Source organism: Companilactobacillus insicii, from assembly GCF_003946015.1.
GTDB lineage: Bacteria > Bacillota > Bacilli > Lactobacillales > Lactobacillaceae > Companilactobacillus > Companilactobacillus insicii.
In genome coordinates this window covers 25,755-48,795 of sequence record NZ_RHNU01000009.1, presented here as the reverse complement: position 1 = coordinate 48,795, position 23,041 = coordinate 25,755, and the positions used below count along the sequence as shown (strand labels likewise).

The following is a 23,041-nucleotide window of genomic DNA, read 5'->3' as shown; positions in this document are numbered from 1 at the left end:
AAAAAGCGCTCATAATTAAGCGCGATTCTTTTTATCGTTATCTAGAAGCATTGGAATAATGCTGAAGATAATTGCAAATACTACGGTAACAATCATTGTTTGTTGGGAATTAAAAGTTTGTTGGTTCAGTGCACCACCAATAAAACCGGCAACTTGACCTAAAACTATTGCCCAAAAAATTACAGCAACATATCTCATATCTTCCATCTCACTTTCTCCAGTAGTTTAGCACAAAAAAGGGTTTAGCCCAATAAAGTTTTGCTCAATTTGATATAATTTTAACTAAGGGAGGCGACAAATTGCAAACGCAACTACAAGTAATGAGCAGCTATAGTTTACTGCATAGTCCTGTTAAGCTTCCGGAATTGATTGAAGTGGCAAAAGAACGTGGCTACAATTCGATTGCTTTAACTGATATTAACAACTTGTATGGTTCAATTGACTTTTATAAATATTCTAAAAAAATTGGTATAAAGCCAATCATTGGATTGACCATTGAAATAGCTGGTATTCAAGATTCTGATAAGTCTTACCCTTTGATTTTGTTAGCTAAAAATAATCAAGGTTATCGAAATTTGATTAAAATATCCTCAGCTATTATGTCATCTAAGGACTTAATTAATATTGATGACATACAGGAATTTATGAATAATATTTTTATGATTACTCCAGCTGCAGGTTGTGAAATTATCAATTCCACTAATATTGATGAATATTGTTCGAAAATAAACTCCATGCTTGATCAAGATTCATTTTTCTTAGGAGTTGGAATGTATTCAGAACAAATAGAAAATGTGAAACGTTTAAAAGAAATCTCTAAGACCACTGGTGTACCACTTGTGGCATTGGGTGATGTAAGGTACATCAATTCGGATGATCATTTAGCTTATCAAGTTCTAAACTATTTACGAACCGGACAAAAATTCGAAAGTATTAGTCAAGTTGTTGAGGATGGAGATCATTATTTAAGAACTGCAGATGTCTTTGATAGTGATTTCAGTCGAGTTGATATGGGGAATTCTATTAATGTTGCGAACAATATTGCTAATAATTGCAATGTTGAAATTGAGTTTAAAGATACTGAATTACCTGAGTTTCAAACACCTGATAATTTGTCATCGACGGAGTTTCTCTATAAGTTAGCAAGAAAAGGTTTAAATAAGCGATTAAATGGTGTTGTTCCTGATAATTATTCTCAGCGTCTGAAATATGAACTTGGTGTAATTGATAAAATGGGATTTTCTGACTACTTCTTAATAGTTTGGGATGTTATAAAGCATGCTCATGAGGTTGGAATCAAAACTGGACCTGGTCGTGGGTCGGCGGCTGGATCATTAGTTTCTTATACTTTGGGAATTACACAAGTGGATCCAATTAAGTATGATTTACTGTTTGAGCGTTTTTTAAACCCTCAACGTGTAAATATGCCAGATATTGATTTGGACCTCCCTGATGACCGTAGAGACGAAATGGTAATGTACATGCATGATAAGTATGGATCTGATCACATGGCGCAGATTATTACCTTTGGGACACTCGCTGCTAAAATGGCATTACGAGATATTTCCAGGACATTTAGTCAAACGCAGTTTCAATTAACTCAGTGGTCGAATTCTATACCTCACAAGTTGAATATAACCTTGAAAGAATCGTTTGAAGAATCTAGTGCTCTAAAAAATTTAATTGATAGCTCTGAAGAAAATCGATTGATTTTTAAAGTGGCACAACGTATTGAGGGGATTCCACGACATTATTCAACCCATGCTGCCGGTATTGTTTTGAGTAAGAAGCCTTTGACCGATATCGTAGCAGTTCAGTTAGAGGATGATGGCATTAACTTGACGCAACAGACAAAGAATAATGTCGAAAACGTTGGATTACTTAAGATGGATTTTTTGGGTTTAAGAAACTTAACCATATTAGATCAGGCAATTAGTTTGATTTCTAAGAAATACCAGAAAGAATTTATCCCTGAAAAAATTGCATTGGATGATGAAAAAACGTTGGAATTGTTTCAGCGAGGTGACACGGATGGTATCTTTCAATTTGAGTCAGATGGTATCAGAAGCGTATTAAGGCGTCTTAAACCAACTAGTTTTGACGATATAGTTGCAACTAATGCCTTGTATCGCCCTGGTCCAATGCAAAATATTTCGACATTTATTGCTAGAAAACATGGGCAAGAGCCGGTTACATATCCGGATGCATCTTTAGAAAAGATCCTTAAGTCTACGTATGGTGTTTTGGTTTATCAAGAGCAGGTCATGCAGGCAAGTTCTGAAATGGCCGGATTTTCACTTGCTGATGCCGATATATTACGTCGCGCAATTAGTAAAAAGAACGAGGCGCTGATGGATGCAAATCATAAAAAGTTTGTTGATGGTGCTATTTCTCAAGGACATGATAAGGATTCAGCTGAAAAAGTTTATCAATATATCGAAACATTTGGTAATTATGGATTTAATAAATCACATTCAGTTGCTTACTCGATGATTGCTTTTTGGTTGGCTTACATTAAAGTTCATTTTCCAGAAATATTCTTTAATTGTTTAATGAATGCCAATTTGAATAACGAAAGTAAAATATCCTTATATGTTCAAGGTGCTAAGGATAGACGGTTGAAAATTTTGAGTGTTGATATTAATCAAAGCAATGCTAATTTTACAGTTGATAATAACGGAATTCGCTTTGGATTTTTGAGTGTAAAGGGTATGCGTAGAGATTTAGCTAGGGATATTATTGAAGAACGTCAAAACAAGGGTGACTTCACTGATGCTCAAAACTTTCTAAAACGAATTGATATTAGGTTTGTCAAAGATGATTATATAAATCCATTAATATTATCTGGAGCATTTGATTCATTTAATCGTAACCGACGTGAACTTATGCTGGATTTTAAGGACTTAATCGAAAGTATTCAACTTGCTGGCAGTAATTTATCTTTGTTTGATGTATTGGATCCTAAGAAACACGAAGTTGATGATTATTCTCTAACTGAAAAATTAAATCAAGAAAAAGAGTATCTTGGTATTTATGTTTCGGGACATCCAGTTGAAAAGTATCGAGAAAAATTATTAAATACAAATACTGTCAAAATATCTGACTTGGCAAATGTAAAAAATCAAGATGTAGCTGTTTTAGGCTTGATTAAACGACCACGTGTTATTCGAACAAAAAAAGGACAGCGAATGTGTTTTGCTACGATCGAAGATGAAACCGGATCAATTTCAGTAACTATTTTTCCAAAATTATTTCAGAAGCTTGAAAATACTGAACTAGAAGGAAAAATATTTTTGATAATTGGTCGATCAAGTGATGGACGTCGTGGTGATCTGGAATTTATTGCTGACAGATTTAATGATCCAAAGCAATACACGGTGCAATTGCCTAATGAAAAGCTTTATTTAAAAATAATGAGGGCTTTTGACAATGAAGACGTTTTGTCTAAGCTTTATGAAACTATTGAAAGCTCACCTGGTAAAATTCCGGTTATTTTATATCGTGAAAAAGATAAAAAAGCCGTGATTTTAAAGTCAAATCGCTGGATCGACTTTTCAAATGAAGTAAGAGTCAAATTGGAAACTTTGCTCGGAGAAAAAAACGTTTTTCTTAAAAAACATAATTAATTTTGTCATAAAACGTTTTCAGCTCTACAAAGTATTCGATAAAAATGTTATATTTTATTAGGTTTTGTTTTTGAAACAAATAAATTTGGAGTGTGAACAAATGAAGCGGATTGGTATTTTAACCAGTGGTGGAGATGCCCCTGGAATGAACGCTGCTATTAGAGCAGTCACACGTAGGGCTTTAGATAAGGGCCTTGAAGTGTTTGGTATCAATTATGGATATGCCGGATTGGTTGCAGGTGATATTTTCCCACTTACAGCATCTGACGTTTCTGACCGTATTCAACGAGGCGGAACATTCTTGTATTCAGCAAGATATCCTGAATTCGCCAAGGTAGAAGGTCAACTTAAGGGTATTGAACAACTTAAGAAATTCGGAATTGATGCATTAGTTGTTATTGGTGGAGACGGTTCTTATCACGGCGCTTTGCGTTTAACAGAGCATGGTTATAATGCTGTTGGTTTACCAGGTACAATTGACAATGATATTCCTTATACTGATTTCACAATTGGTTTCGATACAGCTGTAAGCACAGTTATCGAATCAATCGATAAAATCAGAGATACTGCTACATCCCATGAAAGAACTTTCGTTATTGAAGTTATGGGTAGAGGAGCTGGAGACATCGCCTTATGGTCTGGTGTTGCCGGTGGTGCTGAAGAAATTGTCGTTCCTGAACGTGATTTTGATATTGCTGAAATTGCTCAACGTATCAAAGAGGGACGTGAAAAAGGTAAGAAGCATATGCTTGTTGTTCTTGCCGAAGGTGTTATGCACGCTCAAGAATTTGCTGATAAGCTTAATGAATATGGTGATTTCCAAGTACGTAGTACCGTATTAGGACACGTACAACGTGGTGGTTCACCAACAGCTAGAGATCGTGTTCTAGCAAGTAAGATGGGTGCTTATGCTGTTGACCTTCTTGAAGAAGGCAAGGGTGGAGTTGCTATTGGTATCGAAGACAACAAATTGACATACCATAACATGCTTGATCTATTTGATGGCAAACACAAACCAGATTTAGACTTATATGATTTAAACCAATCATTAAGCAGATAGTTTGTTACAATAATTAATGAACAACAAAAGAAAAGGGAGATTCTCGATGAAAAGAACAAAAATCGTAAGTACACTTGGACCTGCATCTAATGATGTTGAAACAATCACAAAGTTGATTGAAGCTGGAGCAAACATTTTCCGTTTCAACTTCTCACATGGTGATCATGAAGAACATTTAGCACGTATGAACATGGTTCATGAAGCTGAAAAAATCACTGGTAAGACAGTTGGTATCGTTTTGGATACAAAGGGTGCAGAAATCCGTACAACTGTTCAAGAAGGTGGAAAGTTTGAAGCTAAGATCGGTGATGTTATCCGTATTTCAATGGATGATTCACTAACAGGTAACCCTGAAAAGATTGCTGTTACATATCCTGGTCTATATGATGATACACATGTTGGTGGTCATGTATTAATCGATGATGGTCTTGTTGATCTTAAGATTACTGAAAAAGATGACAAGAATCGTGAATTAGTTACAGTTGTTCAAAACGAAGGTAAGATCGGTTCACGTAAGGGTGTTAATGCACCTGGTGTTGAAATCCGCCTACCAGGTATCACAGAAAAAGATGCTAGCGATATTCGTTTTGGTTGTGACAATAACATCAACTTCATCTCTGCTTCATTCGTTCGTAAAGCTCAAGATGTTCTTGATATTCGTGAAATCCTTGAAGAAAAACATATGGAACAAGTTCAAATCTTCCCTAAGATCGAATCACAAGAAGGTATCGACAATATTGATTCTATCTTGAAGGTTTCTGATGGTTTGATGGTTGCTCGTGGTGACATGGGTGTTGAAATTCCATTTGAAAACGTACCATTTGTTCAAAAATCATTGATCCAAAAGTGTAATGCTCTTGGTAAGCCAGTTATTACAGCTACACAAATGCTTGATTCAATGCAAGAAAACCCACGTCCTACACGTGCCGAAGTTACTGATGTTGCTAACTCTGTTCTTGATGGTACAGATGCAACTATGCTTTCTGGTGAAAGTGCTAACGGTGATTACCCTGTTGAATCAGTTGCAGCTATGGCTACAATCGACGAACGTACAGAAAAACAATTGGATAACAGTAACCAATTAGCTATCCAAAGATTCGAAGAATACAAAGGCTCAAACGTTACAGAATCAATCGGTGAATCTGTTGTTAGAACAGCTGAAGAATTGAACATTAAGACAATTGTTGCTGCTACTAAGTCAGGTTACACAGCTCGTATGATTTCTAAGTATCGTCCAAGTGCTGATATTCTTGCTATCACATTTGATGAAACAACACAACGTGGATTAACAGTTAACTGGGGTGTTCAACCAATCGTTGCTGAAAAGCCATCAAACACTGATGAAATGTTTGATCTTGCAGCTAAGAAAGCCCAAGAACTTGGATTTGCTAAAGAAGGAGATCTAATTCTTATTGTTGCTGGTGTTCCTGTTGGTGAAACAGGTACAACAAACGTTATGAAGGTTCAACTAATTGGTTCAAAGCTTGTTAAAGGCCAAGGTGTTGGAGAAGAATCAGTTGTTGGTAATACAGTAGTTGCTCATTCAGCTAAAGAAGCTAATGAAAAGGTTAAAGAAGGAGACATTCTTGTTACAGAAATGACAGACAAGGATTATCTACCAGCTCTTGAAAAAGCTAGTGCCGTAGTTGTTGAAAACGGTGGATTAACTTCACATGCAGCAGTTGTTGGTATTGCTATGGGTCTACCAGTAGTTGTTGGCGCTAAAGATGCTACAAACTTGATTAACGATGGCGAAACAGTCACAGTTGATTCAAGACGTGGTGTTGTATACAAAGGTGCTTCACGCTCACTATAATTTGTAAATTAAATTGAATTATTAATTAACAAGTATTAAAAATACTGAAGGGGATTCTGATCAGATTCCCTTCAGTATTTTTGTATACTCGCAATAAAGGAGTACTAATTTGGATGAAGAAGATTTATTGATTTTTCAACTGGATGTTGCAAAAGGGAAACCAAGAGATACTAAGAGAAAAGCAGCAATATGTCCATTTTGCGACACTGATAATTTGACCAATATTATCGATCAAAGAGATGATATGATTTGGTTAGAGAATAAGTTTAGAACTTTGAAAGATACTTACCAGACAGTATTAATAGAATCAAGTAAGCATAATGATGATATATCGAATTATTCTGTCAAAAGGAATTCAGAGGTATTTCAATTTATCTTTGATTGTTGGAACTCGTTACTGAAAACGAATAAGTATAAAAGTGTTCTGATGTATAAAAATTTTGGACCAATGTCAGGTGGAAGTTTACGGCATCCACATTTTCAAATTGTCGGCTTAAATAATGTGGACGGTTATCAGTATATTAGTAAACATAATTTCACCGGTTATAAAATTTGGAAGTCTAATAATATTGATTTTAATTTGTCTCAGGAACCAATTATGGGATTCGTTGAATTCAATATAAGAATTAATGATGCTAAATATTTGAATGATTTAGCCGAGTTTGCCCGAATTACTATTCGATATTTACTGAATGAATTTCATAATGGAACTTGTGATTCGTATAATATTTTCTTCTACGATGAGGGAGGAGATATTATTTGTAAAATTGTACCTAGATTTATTGCCTCACCATATTTTGTGGGATATAAATTGCCACAAAGAGATAATAAAGAAACTTTGGAAAAATTTGCTGCTGATGTTTTGAACAAATTAAAGAATGAAGCAGATTGTAACGAAATTAAAGGACGCTGAATTTTTCAGCGTCCTTTTTTAGTTGGTTCTTTTTTTTTTTTAAAATTATATTACGAATAATTCTCTGATTTCGTGATTTTTTCATCAATTAATTTGTATACGACTTAGCTTATATCCATTTATTTTTTTCAGCGATATTTAAAGCTTCAATTCTTGATGAAGTTCCAGTTTTACTTAATATGGATGAAATATAATTGCGAACCGTTCCATCGGATAGAAAAACAGCTTTAGCAATTTCTTTACTATTTTTACCTGTTTTTATTTCTTTTAGAACGTCTATTTCTCTTTTAGTTAGAGGATTTTTTTCGGCTGACAGTATTGATGTAACTAATTCAGGCGAAAAGACAGTTTTACCATCGAGCACTTCACGAATTGTTTGGACTAACTGATCAGTGGGATTATCTTTGAGTAAATATCCATTTACATGTGCATCGACCGCTTGTTCAAAGTAACTAGCTTTGGCAAAAGTTGTCAAAATAATTACTTTAGTGGTTAGTTTTAGAACATCAATTTGTTGTGCAACATCTAATCCTGACAATTTTGGCATTTCGATATCAAGTATTGCAACGTCTGGTTTTTTTAAAACTATTTCAGATAAAGCGGTGTTCCCATCGGTTGCGGTTCCAATGACATCTAAATCATCTTCCAACCCTAATAGAGTTGCTAAAGCCGTATTTAACATTTTTTGATCTTCTGCCAAATAAATTTTTGTCATTCTAGTTTTCCTTTTGTACTTTTATTTTTAAGATTGTTCCGTCATTTGAATCTATATTAATTGTCCCGTTAATGTCAGATAGGCGCTGGGACATGCCAGTTAGACCAAATGAATCCTTGCGTATACTTTTGTAACCAACGCCATTGTCACTGATGTTTAAATAATAATTATTATCGTCTTCATTAAAGTCGAATGTCACTAAATGTGCTTTACTATAACGAATAATATTTGTTGAAGCTTCCTTAATAATTGCTGCTATGACATTTTGAGTTTTGGAAGGCCATTTTACAGAGATTTTTTCGTTATTTGATTGCTGAATAATATTTACTAATCTTAAATTGTTTTCTTCTTCAATCATTGCTTCGGCAATTGACTTTTGATTCAAGTCACTGACAATTTTTCGTACTAAACTTAAATCATTCCTGGAGGTAGTCGCGATATCTTTGATTTCTTGGCGTGCTTGTTCAGAATTTTTATCGATTAATTTTCCAGCTAATTCAGCTTTTAAAGTTATTAATGAAAATGATTGCCCAAGATTATCATGCAAATCTTTAGCAATTCGTTCACGTTCATTTTGTTTAATGATGGTTTCTAATCGTTTATTATTTTGTTTCAAACGATATAATCTTCGATAAGTGTTTCCTAGAGATCTTGCCGCAAAGGGTGATCCGAATGCAAATATCGATGTAATAATTAACCCATAAACTCCATATGATGCGTAATTAACTATTGAGTTACCGATAATACAAAATACGCTGAAAAGAAGATAGATGGCTGTATACTCATAGAATTGTTTTTTCTTAAAGGGAAGTGAGCCAATTTCCCATGCTGTATAAATAAAGAGTGTTCCGAGTGAGTATTCATATACAAGATATGTTGTAATAATCAACTGACCAATTATTTGTATTAGTAAGAAGCGATTGATTTCATATCCATCCCGGTATAATTTAAGAAATATTATTAATAAGATAAATAAAATCCAGTTAAATTTATTCTTATCAAACAATACTTGACCAGTTAATGCAATTAAGGAGAATGCCCAAAAGTATGGCATGATACCGAATCTTTTGGGAAATAAAATGTGGTGTTCTAAAAAATTCATTCTAAATTTAACTCCTTACTTTTTTGGTATTTAGTGATTATCAAAGTTAAAATACCAATTACGAAGATCCAGATTATTATTCCAAAAACGTATTGGTTGTTTATAATTTTACCATGAAGAATGGATTGGTCGATGTTGGATAATTCAAAAGTTGGTGTTAATTTTCCAAGGGACTGTAACCAACTTGGCATCATTGATATTGGCCACCATAATCCACTGATAATTGCCAAAGGAAAAACAACAAGATTATTTAGCATGTTAACTGTAGCCGGATTGCCGGATAGTGAAATTAGAATACCTATAAATATAAGTGGAATTGTGCCAATGATAGTTATCAAAATTATTAACGACCATGTTGCAATTGACAAACTCAAGTTGTTTACCAAAATTCCTACTAAACAAATACCAATGGATGAAATCAAATTGAGCAATAAAAAAATTAAAATTCGTGATAAGTAGTATTGCCATCTTGGTAGGGGAGTTAATTTGGATAATATATCAAAATGACTAGTTTTATCTTCTAGTAATGTGTTGGCCACAGTAATAACTGATCCCAACAAGCAACTGTAGATTATCATACTAATCAAGTAATTCATTTGCCATGATTTCAAGTCCGTTTTAGGTATACCAGAAACTAAGACTTTAGAGTACAGAAGGTAAAAAATTATTGGTAGCATCATATCGAACAGAAAGAAACGCTTGTTGCGGAGAATTATTCTTTTAAAATTAATGTTTATTTGATAAATAAAACTATTCATGATTTTTACCTTCTTTATTGAAATTAATAAATAGTGAATCCAGCGAATTTTGTTGAACTTTTAAATTATTGATAGCGTTAAAGTAGGGAGTTAATTGTTTAATCAATAATTCCGCATTTTTTGTTGTAAATTGATAATGATTTCCAAGTACTTTTGAATCAATAATCTCAGGAATATTTTTAAATAATTCGGGTGACAATTGACTGTCAAATTCGATTAAACTTTCACCCTCTAAATTACGTAATTGAGCAATAGATCCATCAAAACTTATTGATTTATTTTGTAAAATCATAATTCTATCAGCGACTGTTTCTAATTCCTCAAGATAATGGCTAGTTACGAAAATAGTTTTGTTTTGGTCTTTTAAGTTAGCAATTGTTTGCCAAAAATCAGAACGACTTTGGCTATCCATTCCAGTCGTTGGTTCATCTAGAAACAATAAGTCTGGATTACCAACCATTGATAATGCGAATGAGAGGCGTCTTTTTTGTCCACCAGATAGTTTATCCATTTTGGAATTTTCCATATCTTTTAAGTTAGCTAGTTCAATTATTTTTTCATATGGTAGGGGATGTTGATAATAACTTTGGGTTAATTTTATTATTTCCTTAACACTTATACGCGTGATGGTAATGTTTTGTTGCATCATTACACCGATGTGTTCTTTAGGATAATTATCGCTTTCCAAAATATGTACCGTACCTGAATTGTATGAAATGAGGTTTAGTAGAATATTTATTAATGTTGTTTTACCAGCACCGTTTTCACCAATTAAAGCGATTATTTGATTTTGGTTAACGTTAAAATTGAGATCATGCAAAATTTCTTTTTTGCCATAACTTTTATTAAGATGTTCAACCTTAATGATTGAGGTCATGATTTATTGCCTCCTTGATTTAATGAATTAAGTTTAATTTTTTTATCAAGTATAAAATAGTAAGCAATGTCATGACTTAATATGACATTTGTCACATTATAGACAGCAAAAAGGAGCCCAATCAATCAATTGAGCTCCCTTATTTACAAAACGTAATTAGTTTTCTGGTTTGTAGTCTTTATCAATAATCAAAACAGGTTTAATAGTTTTACCACTTACAGAATCAGCATCTGCTTCATTGATTTGATCAAAGTCATAAAACTTTTCAGTTAAATCAAATGGAAATACTCCCATCTTGTAAAACTCTAATAGGCGAGGGATGTCAACTTGAGGAATGGAATCACCCATGTTTACACCAACAACCTTTTTATCGTCAACACAAAGATCATTCCATGTACTAATGTCAATATTGTGTGGTGTAACAGCAATTGTTGCAGTTGTACCACCTTGTGTTAATGCAGCAATAGAATCAGTCATAACTTTAGCAACACCAGTGGTGTCAACTGCCCAGTCGACACCTAGACCATTAGTGATCTTTTTAATGGCTGTAACTGCGTCTTCATCAGCACTATTTACAATATCAGTTGCACCCATTTTCTTTGCAAGTTCCAAACGTGATGGAACGATATCAACAGCGATTACGTGAGTACAACCTGAAATCTTACCAGCCATCATAGCAGCTAATCCAACAGCACCTGTACCAAAGACAGCAATTGTGTCACCGGGTCTTGGCTTTAAGGTATTGAATACAGTACCACTACCAGTTACATAGCCACAGCCCAAAGGTCCGAGCTTTCTTAAGTCAAGATTCTTAGGTACTTTAACGGCATTTCTCTTATTAATTACAGTATGAGTTGTGAATGATGATTGGTTAAACATATCACTGATATGTTTACCGTTCTCTGTGAAGTGATCACTACCATCTGGACGTGTACCACTTAGATTTGATGCAGCATATTTACGACATTGGGTAGGTATACCTTTGAGACAATTATCACATTCTCCACATGAGTAGAACGACATGATTATATGATCGCCAACCTCAAAGTTGTGTACGTTTTTACCAACCTTTTCAACAATACCTGAACCTTCGTGTCCTAATATAGCTGGTAGGTTGAATCCAGCATCACCTTTACGTAATGCTTCATCTGAATGACAAATACCTGATGCAACAACTTTTACTTGTAAGCCATCGTCCTGCATATCTGCTAGTTCAATGTCATCCTTAATTACAAATGGATCGTTTACCTTATCAACAACAGCAGCTTTAATTTTCATAAATTAAAATCTTCTTTCTGTATCTAATATTTTTTGGAAACGCTTCCCACAAGGAAAATTATTTCACAAAAAAATTTATATTTCAATCTTGAATTTGAAAAAAACTGTGAACTTACAAATATTTATCATATATTCATGGAAATGATGTAAAAGAGACGATTGATATGCAGGGCTTGCATGCGGGTGTTTAAACTAGTTGATTTATTTTCGAATTTAATCAAATTGATTATGAAAACATGGTACAATTATTCAGCTGAAATAATTATGTAACTCTGGGTATAACTGTTAAAATAATAATGAATATGTAATAGATACTTTGAATGACGCAATTATTAATTGAGGAATATGGAGAAATTATGGAATTAAAAGATATGTACGGAAAAGTAATGGCTGGAACAGTCACTGACTTGAACAAGGATGAAGCATTTGTCCAAATTGAAGGTTATACCTTCTCTCTAGAATTGACAGAACTTGAAGAGGTCCCCGAATTAGGTGATGAAATTGCTGGATTTGTCTATGAAAATCAATCTCATAAAAATCGTATGACAGTTGATTTTCCTACGGTAATGCCTGGAGTTTGGGATTATGCTGAAGTCACAAATGTTAGAACCGACTTGGGTGTGTTCGTTGATGTGGGACTGATTGACAAGGACATAGTTGTATCGCTTGATGATCTTCCTTTGGAGCATTCAGAATGGCCTAAGAAGGGTGATCGTGTCATGGTCAAGTTAGATGTTGACCACAAGGGTCGCTTATGGGGTAAACTAGCTGATTTAAATCTTTATATGCAATTGGTCCGCAGTGCAAATGATTCATTAAAGAACAAAGACGAAGAGTGTACTGTAATTGCTATTCGAGATTCAGGTACATTTGTAATTACTGAAGACTATTATTTAGGTTTTATTCATATTAATGAACAAGATGGGCCAATGCACATTGGTCAACATATTAAGGCTCGTGCAATTGGTTCAAGTCATCGCCGTCTTAATTTGTCAATGAGACCTCGTGCTTTTGAAGAAATCACACCTGATGCTCAAATGATTATGGTTGTTTTGGAACATTCTCGAGATGGAAAGATCCCATATACTGATAAAAGTGATCCCGATGATATTAAAGAGTATTTCGGTATTAGTAAAGGAAGTTTCAAACGTGCTTTAGGTAATTTAATGAAACAAAGAAAAATTGAGCAAAAAGATGGTTATACCTATCTTAAATAGAGGTGAAACTATTTGAATGAAAAGCTGACTATTCATAACCAAGCGATGTTGGATACCATTGCAGATTATGGACGTTATTTGAGGCTTGATAGAGGTCTTTCCAAAAATACGATTATTTCGTATCAACAAGATCTATTGGAATTTAGTTTTTATTTGGAAAATAATCAAAAAGCACAATATCCAGAGGATCATTTTGTTATCACTAATTTCTTTGCTAATCAAGATAAACTCGGTAAGTCAAAAACTACTCAAATGAGAATGTTTTCCTCATTACGAAGATTTTACCAGTGGTTAGAATTGATTGATAAAGTTCAAGTAAATCCTATGAATGAGTTGGATGCTCCAAAAAAGGGACAGCATTTACCTGTTGTTTTATCTATGCAAGAAGTTGATTCATTGATTGAGTCACCAGATATTTCGACACCACTCGGAGTTCGCGATCGTGCAATTTTTGAGGTTATGTATGCCACAGGTCTACGTGTCAGTGAATTAGTTAACCTTGCCATGAGTGATTTACATCTAGATTTAGGATTAATAAAAACGCTTGGTAAAGGTGATAAAGAAAGATTGCTTCCAATTGGGGACACAGCTATTAAATGGCTCCAAAAATATTTTTCAGAAACTAGAGATCAATTAGTTCAACGGTATGGGGAACAAAAAGAAGTTTTTTTGAATTTTCGAGGAAATAAGCTGACGCGACAATCTATTTGGAGAATGATTAAAAAGTATATTGCTAAAGTTGGGATAAAAAAGGATGTAACACCCCATACTTTGCGACACTCGTTTGCAACTAATTTGTTAGAAAATGGTGCTGATTTGCGTGTTGTACAGGAATTATTAGGTCATTCTGATATTTCTACTACTCAGATTTATACGCATATTAATAAGACGAGAATGAAGCAAGTTTATGAAAACTCACATCCTCGTGCATAGGAGATAATTATGCTTAATAAATATAGTGATGAAAATAAGAAGATTGCGATGGGATTTTTATCGTACATTTCTGATTTAAAGGATATGTCAAATTTAGATCAGGAGCTTAAGCTGTATAAAGAAGATGAAAATCGTCAATTGTATTTATGGAAGAGTAATATTGAGGATTACTCTGGAATCGTTGCACTTTCATTTTCAAATCATACGGTTTTTATTGAATATATCTCACTAAGTCCTTCGTATCGATCCCAGAGTAATATTTTTAAAATTTTTGATGATATTCAACAGAAGTTTCCCGATTTAACTATCTTAGGAAATTTCAGCCTTGGTAAATTGTTAAAAGATTGGCGAGATAGTAAGGTAAATCAAGAGAGCGAGTTGTCAGAAAAAGAATAATGGAAAAGTTAAAATTGGTTTTAACAGATTTTGAAGGACCGATTGATTTATTACTACATCTGATTAAGGAATCTAAAATAGATATTTACGATATTCCAATATCACAGATTACACAACAATACATTGATTACTTAAATAGTATGAAAGTATTGGAATTAAATATTGCTGGTGATTACTTGGTAATGGCATCAACATTAATGTCAATCAAGAGTAAGATGTTACTACCACAAGCACCAGATGAAATTGATGATGATTTTGATATGGAAGATCCACGTGAACAGTTAGTCTCACAATTATTGACTTATCAAACATTTAAGCAGGTTTCAGAATATTTTGCAGAGAAAGAACAAATGCGAAAGTTATCTTTTGATAAAGATATGAGTGTGCCGCAGATTCAATTGAAGCAATTTTTGAAACCAGATTCTGTTGCATTGGAAGATTTAGCAACCACATATACGGATCTGTTGAGACAGGAAAAGAATCGTCAGCCACAAACTGAGATTATTAAAAATGAAGTGTTGTCTATTGAAGATGCTGAAGAAAATATTTTAAATAAGTTATCGACCTTAAAGAGAATGACATTTAAATCATTGTTGAAGCTTCAAGATGACATAGAGGAAGTAGTAACAGACTTTATGGCAATTTTGGAAATGATTAGTAAGCAGCAAATTACTGCCACACAAGATGGTTTAGATGGTGAATTATTTATTGAATTGAGGAACTGAAAGTGTATCAAGCAAAAATTATGGCACTGCTTTTTGTGGCAGGAGATCAAGGTATAAAAGAAAAAGACTTAGCTGGATTATTAGAAATTGATAGTGCGGCTTTACGTCAAACTATGGAGCAGTTAACAATAAAACTCGCCGGTGATGAAGAATCAGGAATTCAGTTAGCTAATTTTAACTCAAGATATAAATTGATAACGAAGAGTGAATATAGTGGGTTGTTGACAAAGTATTTTAAGTCAGGATTAGGAACCAAACTTAGTCAAGCTGCTCTAGAAGTGCTATCAATTGTAGCCTATCGCCAGCCAATTACCAGAATTGAAATTGATGAAATCCGTGGTGTGCAAAGTTCAGGTAGTATTAATACACTGCTTGCTAGAAATTTGATTATGGAAAATGGTAAGAAGAATGTACCAGGTCATCCCAATCTTTATGTTGTGACCGATGGCTTCTTTGATTATTTTGGTATCAAGAGTTTGAAAGATTTACCACCGATAGAAAAATTTGAAAATATGCAAGAAGATAATATAGGAGATTTTAATGGAGAAAGTTAGATTACAAAAATTTATGGCAGATGCCGGTGTTGCTTCACGTAGAGCGTCTGAAAAATTAATTGCTGAAGGGCATGTAGTAGTTAATGGCAAGACAGTGACGGAAATGGGTATTAAAATAGATCATCGTGATAAAGTTGAAGTTGACGGTGTTCCACTTCACGATGAAAAAAAGCGTTATATTTTGTTATATAAGCCACGTGGTGTTATATCTGCTGTAAAAGATGATAAAGGAAGAAAAGTTGTAACGGATTTACTAGAAGATGATGTCGAAGAACGTGTCTATCCAATAGGCCGTTTAGACTACGATACTTCGGGATTGTTATTATTGACTAATGATGGTGAATTTGCCAATCAATTAATGCACCCTCGTTATCATGTTGATAAGACATATGTAGCTAAAGTCCGTGGATTTTTGACAATAGAAGAGATTAAAAAAATGGAAAAGGGAATGAAATTGAAAGATTTCAAGACATCTCCTGCTAAAGTGCATGTCATGTCTAAAGATTCCAAGAAGAATACGTCTCTTGTAAAAATTGTTATTCATGAAGGTCATAATCATCAAGTTAAAAATATGTTTGAAGCCGTTGGACATCCAGTAGAAAAATTGTCTCGTGAGAAGTATGGTTTTCTAACGTTGGATGGCTTGGTTTCTGGTAAATATAGAAATCTTACAAGACTTGAAGTTGCACAATTGAAGGAAAAACGTTAATAAGATCATTTTTTCAGATATCAAATGAAAGCAAAAAACAACTTTTTTTAAAGTCTGCACATTTTCTGCACACTTTTCGAAAAATCGACCTTACGAAGAACAAAATTAGTCTGTTTGACCACGGAAGAGAATCTAACCTAATTAGAATTTCGCCTTTTTTGTGGTCCATTAGTAGTTCAAGTATTTGTTGTAATTTGTGTATTTTAATTAAATTGAACTATTATCAAGAAAAAATAATGATAACGCTGTAATAACTGATAAATAGGCGTTTATCGGAATTGTGTAACCGGATTCAGAATATTGACGGTGAAGTTTATTTTCTTTTGAATTGATATATGATATATTAATAGTGAAAAATTTAATAAGTTGGTTTTCAGGGCAGGGTGTGATTCCCGACCGGCGGTAAAGTCCGCGACCCAGCGTGCTGGTTGAATTGGTTAGATTCCAATACCGATAGTTAAAGTCTAGATGAAAGAAAACAGAGAGGTCTGTTTTGGTGTGCCCTAATTAGGTGTATCCAATTCGGACCTCTTTTCTTTTGGAAATCGGCGGGAAAGGTTGATTTTATGGGAAGAAGTACGTACAAATTTCATGCTTTAGTAGGAGTGGCAATTTTTTCAGCATTGGCATCAATTGTGATGTTTTTTGAATTTCCTGTATTGTTTTGGTTACCATTTTTGAAAATAGATCTTAGTGATGTCGTAACTATAATAGGAACATTTGCATATGGACCAGTTGGAGGTATTTTAATTGCCTTCATTAAAGGGCTAGTCCATTGGTTGATTACTGGCTCTGGTGTAGCTGGAGTGATTGGGGATGGTGCAAGTATCGTTGGTGCGATTGCTTTATTGTTACCATTCAATTATTTTTGGCAAAAGAGTAAAAAGGTCATGGCAGTTATCACGGGTACCTTATCGTTAACTGTTATTATGTCATTGCTCAATTATTTTGTGGTTATGCCACTTTATATTGGTGTTGTAGGGATGCAATTAAATATGAGCCTAGCAACATACGTTGCCACAGGAGTCGTACCATTTAATATTGTAAAAGCATTAATTATTTCTGCGGGTGTATTAGTTGTTTATCCTAGATTAAAGGGTCATTTTTTTATAAAGTAAAAAAATATATCAAAAAGTGCCATATTTAAGGGCTTTTTATAAATCTTTAAAGAAAAATTTTAAACTTTTATGATATGCTTTAAGGGATAGAAATTAGGAGGTTGGTTTTTAATGGCCGATAATAACAAAAACAATACTTCTGGTGGTGTTCGCATCCCTAAAAGCACTGACGGTCTAGAAGGTTCCGTTAGTCCTGAAGATTTAAAAAAGTACAATTTATTACCGTCTGATGGTCAAGATGTTCCCGTTAATAGTAATAATGGTGTTGATGAGACTCCTGGGGAAGATGGATATTCTGAACCACAACCAGCAGAGCCCTTTACAGATAATTCTGCAAATAATAATGATAATTCAAATTTACACTATGAAGCTCCGGTTAAGTCCGAACAACCAGTTAAAGAAGATGATTATGATCACCTTCAAGCTAGTAAAAATGGCGGAGATCATTTAAGTCAATCTGAAGAAACAGATGATAATGGATCATCAACCACTACTGCAGCTGGAGTTGGTGCTGCTGCAGGTTATGTTGCTGCAAAAAAATCATCGACTGATAGACAAGAGAGTAGCAATATTGACAATGATGTTACTGAAGATACCAGAGAAGAGGCACAATCAAAGGATTCATCCAATACTGTATCTAATGATGATGAGAAGCCTTGGGAGAAAACATTTGATTCCGATGAGGACGAGGATGGTCATGTTTCTCGTGCAGTAAGTAAAGGTAAACAGCGTGGTAATCACACTTTGGTTGCTACTTTGGTAATTGGTCTGATTATTATCATGTTTGCTCCAGTTGTTATTAGTGCTATTCATGGTAATAGTGGTAATGGTGATTTAGATAGTGCTCAGTCTGAGAATTCTTCAGAAAACAAAGATAAAACTGCAGCTAAGAAAAAAGCGGCAGCAAAAAAGAAGGCTGCTGCTAAAAAAGCGGCTGAAAAGAAAGCTGCTGATAAGAAAAAAGCTGAAGAAGCCGCAGCAGTAGAAGCTAAGAAAAAAGCCGCTGCCAAGAAGGCAGCGGAAGAAAAAGAATCTGCCGCATCTTCGAATACTAACAGAACATCCAATAATACGGCGGCTAGTGATAGCACCAATAATAATTCGAATAGTGCAAATAATTCACAAGCTCAACAAACCACTGATTCTAATAATTCGTCATCGTCAAATAGTACAACTGATAATAATTCTTCATCAAATAGTGCTAGTGATAATAGTGCCTCATCCTATTACACTGTAAAATCTGGTGACAATTGGTTTAGAATAGCTTATAATCACAATTTGACCACGGCACAATTACAGAATTTGAATGGTGGTATTTCAACGTTAACACCAGGGACACAATTAAGAGTTAAATAATAATCATTATGAAGGGTCTTAGACGATTATGTCCTAGGCCCTTTTGTTAAGCAAAGGAAGTTAAAAATATGCAAATATCTATTGATGGACCAGCATCAGCCGGTAAAAGTACGATTGCCAAATTAATTGCAAAAAAATTAGATTTTGTCTATTGTGATACAGGTGCAATGTATCGTACAGTTACTTTACTTGCAAAAAAGTTCAATGTAGATTATGGTGATGGTTCTAGTATTTTAAAATTAATGAGTCAGCATAAGATATATTTTATTAATAAAACTGATGGTCAACATGTCATGCTTGATGATGAAGATGTCTCAGATGCTATTAGGACTGAAGAAGTAACAAACAACGTTTCACAAGTTTCTGCGATTAAAGAGGTAAGAACAGAGCTTGTTGAAATGCAACGTAAAATGGCTGGAGATATTGATATTGTCATGGATGGTCGTGATATTGGTACTACTGTTTTACCAGATGCAGATGTTAAAATTTTCTTAATTGCAAGTGTTAAAGTTCGTGCAGAGCGTCGCTATAAGGAAAATATTGAACGTGGTATCAATACTTCACTTGATGTTTTAAAAGATGAGATTGCTGCGCGCGACTACAAAGATTCACACCGTAAAATCTCACCGTTAAAAAAGGCTGATGATGCTATTGAAGTTGATTCTTCCAATATGAATATTGAACAAGTTGTTAATCAAATTACAAAAATTATTAATGAAAAGAAATAGAATTGTAGGGAGGTAGATTTATGGCAGTTCCAGTAGTAGCCTTAGTTGGGCGTCCAAATGTTGGTAAATCAACTATTTTTAATAGAATTATCAATGAACGATTAAGTATTGTTGAGGATACACCTGGTGTCACACGTGATCGTATTTATGCGCGTGCAAGTTGGTTAGGTAAAGAATTTCGCTTAATTGATACTGGTGGTATTGATATGAGTGGGGAACCAATGACTATTCAAATTAAGAATCAAGCAGAAATTGCAATTGATGAAGCTGATGTAATAGTTTTTATCGTTAATGGTCAAAATAGTGTTACTAAAGAAGATGAGGATGTAGCTAAAATTCTCTATCGTACGAAGAAACCTGTTATTTTAGCTGTTAATAAGGCTGATAATCCTGAGCAGAGAGAAAATATTTATGATTTCTATTCACTTGGATTCGGTGATCCAAATCCCATTTCAGGTGCTCAAGGCACAGGTATCGGTGATTTACTTGATGAAATAGTCAAGGCGTTTCCTAATGATGAAAAATCTGAGGAAGATGAGACCATTAAATTCAGTTTTATCGGTCGACCAAATGTTGGTAAGTCATCATTAGTCAATGCTATATTGGGCGATGAACGTGTTATTGTTTCCAACATGGAGGGAACAACACGTGATGCCATTGATACAAAGTATCATGATGAAAAGCTAGATAAAGACTTTACAATGATTGATACTGCGGGTATTAGAAAACGTGGAAAAGTATATGAAAATACTGAAAAGTATTCTGTTTTGAGAGCTTTAAGTGCTATTGATAAATCAGATGTAGTTTGCGTCGTTTTAAATGCCGAGGAAGGTATTCGTGAACAAGATAAGCGTGTAGCTGGATATGCTCACAATGCAGGTAAGGGCGTTATCATCGTTGTCAACAAGTGGGATACTTTGAAAAAAGATAATCACACTATGAAATACTTTGAAAACCAAATTAGGGATGGATTCCAATATTTGTCATATGCACCAATTTTATTTACTTCAGCTGTTAAAGGACAAAGATTAGATCAAATTCCGGAATTAGTTTCTAGGGTCTATGATAACCGTGAGCGTCGTATTCAATCGGCTGTGCTTAATGACTTGTTATTACGTGCAACTTCTATTGCCCCAACTCCAGTTGTTAATGGTAAGAGATTGCGAATTTATTATATGACGCAGGTTGCCGTTCAACCACCTACATTTGTAGTTTTTGTTAATGATAATGAGCTATTACATTTTTCTTATGAAAGGTTCTTGAAGAATCAATTAAGAGATACTTTTGATTTTGAAGGTACTCCAATTAAAATTTTACCTAGAAAACGTAAGTAAGCCCCAAGTGGCGGTAAAATCAGCGTTTTTATAATCATTTTTATAAATTATGTAAAGATTTACATTTTTCTACTAATTTAAAGCGTAAAAGCTTGCCACAACCCTACTGCTATGGTACTTTTGTTAATGGAATGATGAACACAGTCGTCGTTCATGTGTTCTAAAATTATACAAATCTCCGGAGGTATTACGTATGGCAAATAAAGCAGAACTTATTGATAGTGTTGCAAGTAAGACAGGACTAACAAAGAAAGATGCTACTTCAGCAGTTGATGCTGTATTTGAAAGCATTCAAGAAAACTTATCAGAAGGTAACAAAGTTCAATTAATTGGCTTTGGTAACTTTGAAGTACGTCAACGTGCAGCTCGTAAAGGTCGTAACCCACAAACTGGTGAAGAAATCAAGATTCCAGCAAGCAAGGTTCCTGCATTCAAACCAGGTAAGGCTTTGAAAGATTCAGTTAAATAGTTTTAAACTTGGGGGCGGTCGGATGACCGTCTTTTTTTATGCAAATAGTAAACACACGGTTAATTTAAAATTAAGTATTAGAAATAAACGGAGGAAATAATTTGACTAAAGCAGATGAAGTAATGGACACAATTGACGCAGGTGATTTTACTAAGGTAGACAGTTTAATCAAGCAATCAATTGAACAGGACGACGATCAAACACAATTTTCTTTAGCTGAAACATTGATGAGTCGCGGGCTCTCAGTACAGGCTAAATCAATTTATGAACATTTATTAACTTTTTATCCTGATGAAGGTCAAATTCTTTCTAGATTAGCTGAAATCGCTGTGTCAGATGGAGATTCTGATAAGGCACTAGATTATATATCGCAAATAGGTCCAGATTCACCAGCTTATGCGGAGAATTTGCTAGTGTCAGCTGATATTTATCAATCACAAGGATTATATGAAGTTAGTGAACAGAAATTACTGACAGGTATTAGAAACTATCCAGATGAGGATGTTTTTAAGTTTGCAATCGCCGAATTATATTTTGACGAAAACTTATTTAGTAAAGCTTTAACGTACTACGATATGCTATTAGATGCCGGTATAACGAATTATTCAGGTATTTCTATTGTATTACGCAAGGCTAGTTCTTTAGCCGGTGATGGACAATATGAGGAAGCAATTTCAGAATTTGAAAAGTTAAACGCAATTGAACTCAATGAAGATGCACAGTATCAATTAGGGTTTCTGTATAATCAAGTAAAGGATTATAATAAATCTATTAGTATTTTAGAGAAACTACTTGATGTTAATCATGATTATCCAACGGCGTATGCGATTTTGGCTGATGATTATTTGGATATTAAAAATAATCAAGAGGCCTTTAAGTATGCACAATTAGGCATCAATTTGAATGAATTAGATGAACGGTTATATCAAATAGCTTTTGATGCTGGTATTTCTGAAGAACCAGAAGAAGCCATGTCAATAATTCAGAAGGGTATAAAAACAGTAGAAACTCCGTTACCATTAATTATTAGATTGAGTGACTTTTATACAACACATGGACAATACAAGAACAATCTTGACTTATTGAATGATGTTGATTTAAATGGAAATCCAAAGCTTACTTGGAACTTGGCTAAGTCGTATTTTGAAACTGATGATATTGCTAAAGCTCAAGAGAATATTTTATTAGTGCTGGATGAATATAAAGATAACCTAGACTATTTAACAGACGTTATTGAAATATTGCGTAGCAGTGGTGATAAAGATGCACTTAAAGCAGCTTTGACACTGTACTTGAAACAAGATCCAGATGATACTGAAATGCGGGAATTAATGGATCAAATTTAAAAAATGTGAGG

General features: G+C 34.1%; 22 protein-coding genes and 1 riboswitch. Of the genes, 16 read left to right on the top strand and 6 right to left on the bottom strand.

Annotation, left to right across the window (positions count from 1 at the left end):
• Positions 1 to 15: 15 nt before the first annotated feature.
• Positions 16 to 207, bottom strand: coding sequence for a YjzD family protein (locus tag EKM79_RS04330; RefSeq protein WP_246005624.1), 192 nt, complete (start codon positions 205 to 207; stop codon positions 16 to 18).
• Between the two features lie 92 nt (positions 208 to 299).
• Here EKM79_RS04330 and dnaE point away from each other — a divergent pair, with 92 nt between their 5' ends.
• The 4 genes from dnaE to EKM79_RS04310 all read left to right on the top strand — a co-directional run bounded on the left by dnaE (position 300) and on the right by EKM79_RS04310 (position 7,415).
• Positions 300 to 3,626 carry a DNA polymerase III subunit alpha gene (dnaE, locus tag EKM79_RS04325; RefSeq protein ID WP_125566245.1) on the top strand — a complete coding sequence of 1,109 codons (3,327 nt, stop codon included), beginning with the start codon at positions 300 to 302 and terminating at the stop codon, positions 3,624 to 3,626.
• 100 nt (positions 3,627 to 3,726) lie between these two features.
• A complete protein-coding gene (pfkA, locus tag EKM79_RS04320) occupies positions 3,727 to 4,686 on the top strand; it encodes a 6-phosphofructokinase (protein WP_125566243.1) in 960 nt (319 codons plus the stop codon).
• Positions 4,687 to 4,732: 46 nt separating this feature from the next.
• Complete coding sequence (gene pyk, locus EKM79_RS04315; protein WP_125566241.1) at positions 4,733 to 6,502, top strand: pyruvate kinase; 1,770 nt, start codon at positions 4,733 to 4,735, stop codon at positions 6,500 to 6,502.
• A 109-nt stretch (positions 6,503 to 6,611) separates the two neighbouring features.
• Positions 6,612 to 7,415 carry a DUF4931 domain-containing protein gene (locus EKM79_RS04310; protein ID WP_125566239.1) on the top strand — a complete coding sequence of 268 codons (804 nt, stop codon included), beginning with the start codon at positions 6,612 to 6,614 and terminating at the stop codon, positions 7,413 to 7,415.
• A gap of 109 nt (positions 7,416 to 7,524) precedes the next feature.
• Here the strand turns inward: EKM79_RS04310 and EKM79_RS04305 are convergent, their stop codons facing one another.
• The 5 genes from EKM79_RS04305 to EKM79_RS04285 form a co-directional block, all read right to left on the bottom strand.
• Positions 7,525 to 8,130: a response regulator transcription factor gene (locus EKM79_RS04305; protein ID WP_125566237.1), complete on the bottom strand. Its 606-nt coding sequence runs from the start codon at positions 8,128 to 8,130 to the stop codon at positions 7,525 to 7,527.
• Between the two features lies 1 nt (position 8,131).
• Positions 8,132 to 9,232 carry a sensor histidine kinase gene (locus EKM79_RS04300; protein ID WP_125566235.1) on the bottom strand — a complete coding sequence of 367 codons (1,101 nt, stop codon included), beginning with the start codon at positions 9,230 to 9,232 and terminating at the stop codon, positions 8,132 to 8,134.
• Positions 9,229 to 9,990 carry an ABC transporter permease gene (locus EKM79_RS04295; protein WP_125566233.1) on the bottom strand — a complete coding sequence of 254 codons (762 nt, stop codon included), beginning with the start codon at positions 9,988 to 9,990 and terminating at the stop codon, positions 9,229 to 9,231. Before EKM79_RS04295 ends, EKM79_RS04300 begins: the two co-directional genes overlap by 4 nt.
• A complete protein-coding gene (locus tag EKM79_RS04290) occupies positions 9,983 to 10,867 on the bottom strand; it encodes an ABC transporter ATP-binding protein (protein ID WP_125566231.1) in 885 nt (294 codons plus the stop codon). Before EKM79_RS04290 ends, EKM79_RS04295 begins: the two co-directional genes overlap by 8 nt.
• A gap of 156 nt (positions 10,868 to 11,023) precedes the next feature.
• On the bottom strand, positions 11,024 to 12,145 hold the full coding sequence (locus EKM79_RS04285) for an NAD(P)-dependent alcohol dehydrogenase (RefSeq protein ID WP_125566229.1): 1,122 nt from the start codon (positions 12,143 to 12,145) through the stop codon (positions 11,024 to 11,026).
• Positions 12,146 to 12,465: 320 nt separating this feature from the next.
• On the opposite strand from EKM79_RS04285, the gene EKM79_RS04280 reads away from it, so the two are divergent.
• The 12 genes from EKM79_RS04280 to EKM79_RS04225 all read left to right on the top strand — a co-directional run bounded on the left by EKM79_RS04280 (position 12,466) and on the right by EKM79_RS04225 (position 23,030).
• A complete protein-coding gene (locus EKM79_RS04280; RefSeq protein ID WP_246005623.1) occupies positions 12,466 to 13,362 on the top strand; it encodes a S1-like domain-containing RNA-binding protein in 897 nt (298 codons plus the stop codon).
• A gap of 45 nt (positions 13,363 to 13,407) precedes the next feature.
• Complete coding sequence (xerD, locus tag EKM79_RS04275) at positions 13,408 to 14,295, top strand: site-specific tyrosine recombinase XerD (RefSeq protein WP_125566286.1); 888 nt, start codon at positions 13,408 to 13,410, stop codon at positions 14,293 to 14,295.
• Positions 14,296 to 14,304: 9 nt separating this feature from the next.
• Entirely contained in the window at positions 14,305 to 14,691 is a 387-nt protein-coding gene (locus EKM79_RS04270; protein ID WP_125566227.1) for a RibT protein, read from the top strand.
• A complete protein-coding gene (locus tag EKM79_RS04265) occupies positions 14,691 to 15,416 on the top strand; it encodes a segregation and condensation protein A (protein ID WP_125566225.1) in 726 nt (241 codons plus the stop codon). Before EKM79_RS04270 ends, EKM79_RS04265 begins: the two co-directional genes overlap by 1 nt.
• A gap of 2 nt (positions 15,417 to 15,418) precedes the next feature.
• Positions 15,419 to 15,970: an SMC-Scp complex subunit ScpB gene (gene scpB / locus EKM79_RS04260; protein WP_125566223.1), complete on the top strand. Its 552-nt coding sequence runs from the start codon at positions 15,419 to 15,421 to the stop codon at positions 15,968 to 15,970.
• Complete coding sequence (locus tag EKM79_RS04255) at positions 15,957 to 16,679, top strand: pseudouridine synthase (RefSeq protein WP_125566221.1); 723 nt, start codon at positions 15,957 to 15,959, stop codon at positions 16,677 to 16,679. Before scpB ends, EKM79_RS04255 begins: the two co-directional genes overlap by 14 nt.
• A gap of 365 nt (positions 16,680 to 17,044) precedes the next feature.
• Positions 17,045 to 17,163, top strand: a riboswitch (FMN riboswitch).
• Positions 17,164 to 17,245: 82 nt separating this feature from the next.
• Positions 17,246 to 17,797 (top strand): ECF transporter S component, encoded by a 552-nt coding sequence (locus EKM79_RS04250; protein WP_125566219.1) that lies wholly within the window; start codon positions 17,246 to 17,248, stop codon positions 17,795 to 17,797.
• Between the two features lie 111 nt (positions 17,798 to 17,908).
• Complete coding sequence (locus tag EKM79_RS04245) at positions 17,909 to 19,153, top strand: LysM peptidoglycan-binding domain-containing protein (protein ID WP_125566217.1); 1,245 nt, start codon at positions 17,909 to 17,911, stop codon at positions 19,151 to 19,153.
• Between the two features lie 68 nt (positions 19,154 to 19,221).
• Complete coding sequence (gene cmk / locus EKM79_RS04240) at positions 19,222 to 19,881, top strand: (d)CMP kinase (protein WP_125566215.1); 660 nt, start codon at positions 19,222 to 19,224, stop codon at positions 19,879 to 19,881.
• A 20-nt stretch (positions 19,882 to 19,901) separates the two neighbouring features.
• A complete protein-coding gene (der, locus tag EKM79_RS04235) occupies positions 19,902 to 21,215 on the top strand; it encodes a ribosome biogenesis GTPase Der (RefSeq protein WP_125566213.1) in 1,314 nt (437 codons plus the stop codon).
• A gap of 193 nt (positions 21,216 to 21,408) precedes the next feature.
• Positions 21,409 to 21,684 carry an HU family DNA-binding protein gene (locus EKM79_RS04230; RefSeq protein ID WP_010623460.1) on the top strand — a complete coding sequence of 92 codons (276 nt, stop codon included), beginning with the start codon at positions 21,409 to 21,411 and terminating at the stop codon, positions 21,682 to 21,684.
• Positions 21,685 to 21,785: 101 nt separating this feature from the next.
• Complete coding sequence (locus tag EKM79_RS04225) at positions 21,786 to 23,030, top strand: tetratricopeptide repeat protein (protein WP_125566211.1); 1,245 nt, start codon at positions 21,786 to 21,788, stop codon at positions 23,028 to 23,030.
• Positions 23,031 to 23,041: the final 11 nt, after the last annotated feature.